The 5,426-nt window shown below is 69.0% G+C and carries 4 protein-coding genes and 1 pseudogene; 4 read left to right on the forward strand and 1 reads right to left on the reverse strand.

Annotated elements, in window-relative coordinates; genetic code table 11:
• Positions 1-69 precede the first annotated feature (69 nt).
• The 4 genes and pseudogenes from AC1DOC_RS24245 to AC1DOC_RS24260 all read left to right on the forward strand — a co-directional run bounded on the left by AC1DOC_RS24245 (position 70) and on the right by AC1DOC_RS24260 (position 4,560).
• A complete protein-coding gene (locus AC1DOC_RS24245) occupies positions 70-1,113 on the forward strand; it encodes a rod shape-determining protein (protein ID WP_007833435.1) in 1,044 nt (347 codons plus the stop codon).
• A gap of 85 nt (positions 1,114-1,198) precedes the next feature.
• Positions 1,199-2,179: a rod shape-determining protein MreC gene (gene mreC, locus AC1DOC_RS24250; RefSeq protein WP_018903891.1), complete on the forward strand. Its 981-nt coding sequence runs from the start codon at positions 1,199-1,201 to the stop codon at positions 2,177-2,179.
• A complete protein-coding gene (gene mreD / locus AC1DOC_RS24255) occupies positions 2,176-2,697 on the forward strand; it encodes a rod shape-determining protein MreD (protein ID WP_012745448.1) in 522 nt (173 codons plus the stop codon). The genes mreC and mreD overlap by 4 nt, the downstream gene beginning before the upstream one ends.
• A gap of 56 nt (positions 2,698-2,753) precedes the next feature.
• A pseudogene (locus AC1DOC_RS24260) lies at positions 2,754-4,560 on the forward strand (penicillin-binding protein 2).
• 10 nt (positions 4,561-4,570) lie between these two features.
• Here the strand turns inward: AC1DOC_RS24260 and fahA are convergent.
• Positions 4,571-5,426, reverse strand: an 856-nt coding sequence (fahA, locus tag AC1DOC_RS24265; RefSeq protein ID WP_478130658.1) for a fumarylacetoacetase, incomplete at its 5' end; no start/stop codon positions are given.

Raw genomic sequence — 5,426 nt, forward strand, 5'->3', positions numbered from 1 at the left:
CCGTCATACGACCCAAAAAACAGAGCGACGACCTGCCGACGCGCAGGCGTGCTCCAGAGGATTCCGCACATGTTTGGAGCTTTCCGTCGGTACTTTTCCACCGACCTGGCGATTGACCTCGGCACCGCCAACACCCTGATCTTCGCCCGCAACAAGGGCATCGTGCTGGACGAGCCCTCGGTCGTCGCCATCCGCCACGAAGGCGGTCCCCACGGCAAGAAGGTGATCCAGGCCGTCGGCCGCGAGGCCAAGGCCATGCTGGGCAAGGTGCCCGGCAACATCGAGGCGATCCGCCCGATGAAGGACGGCGTGATTGCCGACTTCGTGATCACCGAGCAGATGATCAAGCAGTTCATCAAGATGGTGCACCCGCGCACGCTGCTCACGCCGAGCCCGCGCATCATCATCTGCGTGCCCTGCGGCTCCACCCAGGTCGAGCGCCGCGCCATCAAGGACGCGGCCGAGGCGGCAGGCGCCACGTCGGTCTACCTGATCGAGGAGCCCATGGCCGCGGCCATCGGCGCCGGCCTGCCCGTCAGCGAGGCTTCGGGCTCGATGGTGGTGGACATCGGCGGCGGCACCACCGAAGTGGGCGTCATCAGCCTGGGCGGCATGGTCTACAAGGGCTCGGTGCGCGTGGGCGGCGACCGCTTCGACGAAGCCATCATCAACTACATCCGCCGCAACTACGGCATGCTGATCGGCGAGCCGACGGCCGAGGTCATCAAGAAGAACATCGGCTCGGCCTTCCCGGGCTCCGAGGTCAAGGAGATGGAAGTCAAGGGCCGCAACCTCTCCGAAGGCGTGCCGCGCAGCTTCACCATCAGCAGCAACGAAGTGCTGGAAGCCCTGACCGATCCGCTCAACAACATCGTCTCGGCCGTGAAGAACGCGCTGGAGCAGACGCCCCCTGAACTGGGCGCCGACATCGCCGAGCGCGGCATGATGCTGACCGGCGGCGGCGCGCTCTTGCGCGACCTGGACCGCCTGCTGGCCGAGGAAACCGGCCTGCCGGTGCTGGTGGCCGAAGACCCGCTGACCTGCGTGGTGCGCGGCTGCGGCATTGCGCTGGAACGCATGGACCGCCTGGGCAGCATCTTCACGAGCGAGTAAAAGGCGTAAGCCATCATCGGCCGGCCTCTGCTTGCGCAGGCCGGCTTTTTTGCCATCTGACGTTGCACACAGCCAGGTCCGAACCATGCCCTTGGGCACGCTCGATCGCACAGCCCCACCCCTGTTCAACCAGGGGCAGTCGGCGCTCAGCAAGCTGATCTTCTTCGGCGCGCTCTCGCTGTTCCTGATGGTGGCCGATGCGCGCTTCCACCTCGTGCAGCCGCTGCGCGCGGCCGTCGGCGCGGTGCTCTACCCGGTGCAGTGGCTGGCGCTCAAGCCGGTGCAGATGGTGATGGGCGGCAGCCGCTATTTCGAAGACCTGCAGACGGCCCAGCGCAACGAGGACGAGGCGCGCAAGGCGCTCATGCTGCAGGCCGAGCGCGCGAGCCAGGCCGACACGCTCGCGCAGGACAACGCGCGGCTGCGCGCGCTGCTCGAACTGCGCCAGACCACCCAGGCGCCGGGCCGCGCGGCCGAGGTGCTGTACGACGCGGCCGACCCCTACACGCGCAAGATCGTCATCGACCAGGGCCTCACGCAGGGCGTGGCACCCGGCTCGCCCGTGATCGACGCGCACGGCGTGCTGGGACAGGTGACGCAGGTGCAGCCCTTCACGAGCGAGGTCACGCTGGTGATCGACCGCGATCTTTCCATTCCCGTGCAGAACACCCGCACCGGCGTGCGCAGCGTGGCCTTCGGCGACGCGTCGGCGCATGGCGGCGGGCTGGAGCTGCGCTTCATGGCCGCCAATGCCGACCTGCAGGAGGGCGACCTGCTGTCCACCAGCGGCGTCGACGGCGTCTATCCGCCCGGCCTGCCGGTGGCGAAGATCGAGCGCATCGAGCGCCGCGCCGATTCGGCCTTTGCGCGCATCTACTGCGTGCCGCTGGCCCGYGTGACGGCCGCGCGCTACGTGCTGGTGCTCGCGCCCACCGGCGCTCCCTCGGCGCCGCCGGCCCCGGCGCCCGCCGCCGCGGTGCGCAAGAAGCCCGAGGCCAAGCCGGCCGCCAAGGCGGACAAGGCCACCGACAAGGCCGACAAGAAAGCCGCGGAGCGCGCCCGATGATCAAGCGTCCCGGACAACAGCAGCTCCTGCTGCCCGTGAGCCCGCTGTTCATGTGGGCCAGCCTGGTGGTGGCGCTGCTCATCAACATGATCCCGATCGGCCGCGCCGCATGGATGCCCGACCTGCTCGCGCTGGCCATCGTGTTCTGGGGCGTGCACCAGCCGATGCGCGTGGGCATCGGCGCAGCCTTCGTCTTCGGGCTGTGCATGGACGTGCACCAGTCGTCCATGCTGGGCCAGCATGCGCTGTCCTACACCACGCTGGGCTTCTTCGCGATCACCATCCACCGGCGCCTGCTGTGGTACCCGGTGGCCTCGCAGGCGCTGCAGGTGCTGCCGCTCTTTGCGCTGTCGCAGCTCATCGAGGTGATCACGCGGCTGGTCGGCGGCGGCGTGTTCCCGGGCTGGAGCGTGCTGGTCTCGCCGGCCATCGAGGCCGCGCTGTGGCCGCTGGCCACCGCCTTGCTGCTCGCACCGCAGCTTCGCACGCCCGACCCCGACGAGAACCGGCCGCTGTGAGTTCGCCCGCATTTGCCATGGCCACGCCCCGCGCCTAAGCTCGCACTTTCCCCGCCATGACCGAAATCCGCAACGTCGCTGCCGACCTCGCGCGCTTCAAGCGCCGCGTGGTCGTGATCGGCCTGGCGGTGCTGTTTGCCTTCAGCCTGCTGTGCGCGCGGCTGGTGTACCTGCAGGTGGTGCGCCACGAAGACCTGGCGGAGCAGGCCGAGAGCAACCGCACGGCCATCGTGCCCGTGGTGCCCAACCGCGGCCTGATCCTCGACCGCAACGGCATCGTGCTGGCCTCCAACTATTCGGCCTACACGCTGGAGATCACGCCTTCGAAGGTAGGCGACGTCGAGGAGACCATCGAAAGCCTGACCCAGGTGCTCGAGATCTCGCCGCGCGACCGCCGCCGCTTCAAGCGCCTGCGGGAAGACTCTCGCAGCTTCGATTCCATTCCGATCCGCACCCGCCTGAGCGACGAGGAGGTCGCGCGCTTCGCCGCGCAGCGCTACCGCTTCCCGGGCGTGGAGATCAAGGCCCGGCTGTTCCGCAACTACCCGCATGCCGAGCTGGCCTCGCACGTGCTTGGCTACATCGGCCGCATCAACCAGCGCGAGAAGACCGCGATGGAAGACTGGGACGAGGAAGACCAGGCCAACTACAAGGGCACCGACTACATCGGCAAGCTCGGCATCGAGCAGAGCTACGAGAAGACGCTGCACGGCCAGACCGGCGTCGAGCAGATGGAAACCTCGGCCGGCGGCCGCGCGGTGCGCCGGCTCGCCAGCCACCCGGCCACGCCCGGCAACACCGTGATGCTGTCGCTGGACATCAAGCTGCAGAAGCTGGTGGAAGACATGTTCGGCGACCGCCGCGGCGCGCTGGTGGCCATCGACCCCAAGTCCGGCGAGGTGCTGGCCTTCGTGAGCAAGCCCACCTTCGACCCCAACCTGTTCGTCGAAGGCATCGACACCGAGAGCTGGCAGGCGCTGACCGAATCGCTCGACAAGCCGCTTTTGAACCGCGCGCTACATGCGCCGCTCGATCCAGCTGTCGAGCAACATCTACTACTACTCGCTGGCCAATGAAATGGGCGTGGACCTGATCCACGACTTCATGAAGCCGCTGGGCTTCGGCCAGRTCACCGGCATYGACCTGGGCGGCGAGGTGCGCGGCGTGCTGCCGAGCACCGAGTGGAAGCGCAACGCCTACAAGCGGCCCGAGCAGAAGAAGTGGTATGCGGGCGAGACCATCTCGCTGGGCATCGGGCAGGGCTACAACGCCTTCACGATGCTGCAGCTCGCGCAGGCCACCTCCATCGTGGCCGACGGCGGCCGCAAGCACAAGCCGCACCTCGTGCTGGCCACGCGCAACACCGTGAGCGGGCAGGTGGTGCCGCTGCCCCAGCCGCCGGCCGAGAACCTGGGCTATTCCGCGGCCAACGTCGCGGTGGTCCGCGAGGGTCTGACCAGCGTGGTCACCAGCGGCACCGCGCGCGGCGTGTTCGCTGGCGCGGGCTACCAGGCGGCCGGCAAGACCGGTACCGCGCAGGCCGTGACGCAGGCGCAGAACACCAAGTACAACGCGCGCGCGCTCGAGGAGCACCAGCGCGACCACGCGCTGTTCATGGCCTTTGCGCCGGTCAACGATCCGAAGATCGCGCTCGCGGTGATCGTCGAGAACGCCGGCTGGGGCGCAGGCGCGGCGGCGCCCATTGCGCGCCGCGTGTTCGACTACTGGCTGATGGACCAGTATCCGAGCGAGGCCGACATGGCCGCCATCAAGGTCGGCAAGGCCACCGCCCCGATCGGCAAGCCGCGCGTGGCCAGCGAAGTGGCGTGGCCCGCGGCCGCCTCCGCCGCAACCGCCCCTTGAGCCTTGGGCCTCAGGCCACCACCGTACCGCTGACCTCGCCCAGGCCGATGCGCACCGCGCCTGCGCGCTCGCAGTAGCCGCGGATCACCAGCGTGTCGCCGTCCTCGAGGAAGGTGCGCTTCTCGCCGTTGGGCAGCGTGATCGGCTGCTTGCCGCCCTGCGTGAGCTCGATCAGCGAGCCGGCCTCGTCGGGCTGCGGGCCCGACAGCGTGCCCGAGCCCAGCAGGTCGCCGGGCTGCAGGTTGCAGCCGTTCACCGTGTGGTGCGCGACCAGCTGCGCGGCGGTCCAGTAGGCGGCCTCGGTGGTGTTGCCGCGCGTGAGGCGCGCGGGCGCCAGGCCTTCGGCGCGCATCTTCGCGGTCTGCAGCAGCACTTCGAGCGTGATGTCGAGCGCGCCGCTTTCACGGTTCGAGGGCGCATCGAGGTATGCGAGCGGCTGCGGATCTCCCGCGGGCCGCTCGAAGCGGGCGCGGAACGGCGCCAGCGCCTCCATCGTCACGATCCACGGCGACAGCGTGCTCGCGAAATTCTTCGAAAGGAAGGGGCCGAGCGGCTGGTACTCCCAGGCCTGGATGTCGCGCGCCGACCAGTCGTTGAGCAGCGCCACGCCGAACAGGTGGTCCTCGGCCTCGGCGATGGCAATCGGCTCGCCGAGCGCATTGCCGCGGCCGACGAAGAAGCCCAGCTCCAGTTCGTAGTCGAGCCGCTTCGAGGGACCGAAGCCGGGTTCGGCCGCGTCGGGCGCCTTGGTCTGGCCCTGCGGCCGCTTGAAGACCTGCCCGCTCACGCCGATCGACGAGGCGCGGCCGTGGTAGCCGATCGGCACCCACTTGTAGTTGGGCATCAGCGGCTGGTCGGGGCGGAAC

The organism is Variovorax sp. 01T439_2, assembly GCF_056398445.1.

What these genes read in the sequence shown, in the direction of transcription:
- AC1DOC_RS24245 (WP_007833435.1), top strand. Translation starts at nt 70, where the DNA reads ATGTTTGGAGCTTTCCGTCGGTACTTTTCCACCGACCTGGCGATTGAC.
- mreD (WP_012745448.1), top strand. Translation starts at nt 2,176, where the DNA reads ATGATCAAGCGTCCCGGACAACAGCAGCTCCTGCTGCCCGTGAGCCCG.